This window comes from Oleiphilus sp. HI0067 (genome assembly GCF_001635735.1).
On the sequence record NZ_LWFI01001130.1, the window covers coordinates 1 to 1,968 of the forward strand.

General features: G+C 43.8%; 2 protein-coding genes and 1 pseudogene. All 3 read left to right on the plus strand.

Translation table 11 applies throughout. The features are described 5' to 3' along the window. Positions 1-215 (plus strand): annotated as a pseudogene (locus tag A3739_RS30935) (LysR family transcriptional regulator); the annotation flags it as partial. A 103-nt stretch (positions 216-318) separates the two neighbouring features. Continuing rightward, complete coding sequence (locus A3739_RS16410; protein WP_068502088.1) at positions 319-855, plus strand: redoxin domain-containing protein; 537 nt, start codon at positions 319-321, stop codon at positions 853-855. A 101-nt stretch (positions 856-956) separates the two neighbouring features. Beyond that, positions 957-1,968, plus strand: a 1,012-nt coding sequence (locus A3739_RS16415; protein WP_068502092.1) for a low temperature requirement protein A, incomplete at its 3' end; no start/stop codon positions are given.

Sequence of the window (1,968 nt, forward strand, 5' to 3'; positions counted from 1 at the left end):
TACCTACGTTTACCGCCGCAAAAGCCTGTATAGCTGAGAGTGATTTGTGCGGCTTTATTCCATCTCGACTACTACCTGATAACGACCTAAAAGTAATTGAGCTTGATAGGACAATTCCAGGGTTTGATGTCATTGCGGCCTGGCACCAGCGTAGTAATCAAGACCAGCTACATAAATGGATTCGCAATAAGTTAGTTAGTGTCTGCTCCCGATAAAATTGGTCATTGCGTGCTAGGTCACCAAAAAGTAACTAATTGTTTTTCTGTCGAAGCCACCAATAATAGTTTTCACTAGTCATCATTATTGGAGGCCAAATTCATGAGCACATACAAGTTTGAAGCTGGAGCAACTTTTCCATCGATCACCAAATCAACTCTCGAAGGCACAACACGGGACCTAAGCAAACCTTTAGAAGGAAAAGACTGGCAAATGCTTGTCGTGTACAGAGGTAGACACTGCCCATTGTGTACACGTTTCCTCAATCAATTGACGGTATATAAGCCACGCTTAGAAGCAATAAATATCGATCTGGTCGCTATATCAGGTGATAGCAAAGCGCAGTTAAAGGAGCACACGAGTAGGCTGGATGTAGATTTCCCGATGTTCTACGGCTTATCTTTAAAAGAAATGAAATCTCTGGGGCTTTACATCTCACATCCCCGCTCAGATCAGGAAACGGATCACCCGTTTGCTGAACCGGGGCTCTATGTCATTAATGAACATGGAACGCTTCAAGTAGTGGACATATCGAATAATCCTTTTGTACGTCCTGATTTAGATAATCTTATTTCGGGCCTAGAGTGGATTCGTAGCAATAACTATCCGATTCGCGGAACCTTTTCTTACGATAACTAACACCTTATTGCCACACACAAAGACTTAGAAAACAACATGTGGCTGCCTGATTTGCGTCATCCTAGGCCCCTACATGTTGCGTATTAGAGAGCAATTTTCCTATGGCATTACAAGATCACCCAATGTGGCGAAAGCCCCAACACCATCATGATTTAGATCATGCTCATGACCACGTACATTGGGTAGAGCTGTTCTATGACTTGATTCATGTGGTCACAATCTTTCTTCTCGGAAATTACTTATCACACCATTTGAACATAGATGGCTTCTTGGTGTTTTGTGGAATCTTCATTGCATTGTGGTATGCCTGGGGTGAGCTCAGTATTTTCAACTCTATTTATGTCAGCACGGATATTTGGCATCGTATCATTATGTCAGTAATGATCTGTACATTGATGTTTATGGCCGCAGCGATACCCGCAATTGAAGGGAAAGGATGGGCTTTCTTTGCACTGGGATTTGCCGCGAATCGAGCAATGCTCGCCATGCTATATGTAAGAGCTCGGCGAAACAATTCAGAAACACACTCGATGTGCAATGAGCAGATCCGAAACTTATCAAGTTTCGCCATTATATTTGCCATTACGGCATTTCTGCCAAAACCCTATGCTTTCTGGGCCTTTGCGGCGGCTCTGGTTGCCACGCAAACGCTTTACATGATTCCGAAAGTCTCTGTACTACGCCATGAACGTTTTGCTCCTCGACTCGGTCATATGGCGGAACGCTTCTCTCTACTCACACTTATCATTCTCGGCGAAGGCTTTTTTAAGTTAGTTATTACACTTTCCGAAAAAGGTATCTATAAAGTTTCCTCCGACGTGCTTGTCAATTTCGTTATTGGCGGAATATCCATGTTCATCATGTGCTGGATCTATTTTGATTTTGTCGGCAACGGAAAGACCAAGGACGATAAGCTTTCGACATTAGTCAAATGGTGGCTTGCGCATTTAACACTCATGATTTGCGGGGTAATGGTTGGCGTAGCACTCGCTGCCGAAGTAAAAGTTGGTTTCTGGGAACCCTACCCAACCAAATATGCGGCTATTGGGTGCTTCGGGCTAGCGGGATATATTGCCATGTTGTGGGTACTAAAGAACGTCATCGAGCATCGTG

Bases quoted from the DNA above. Each gene is read 5' to 3' on its own strand.
- A3739_RS16410 (WP_068502088.1), top strand. From the start codon at position 319: ATGAGCACATACAAGTTTGAAGCTGGAGCAACTTTTCCATCGATCACC.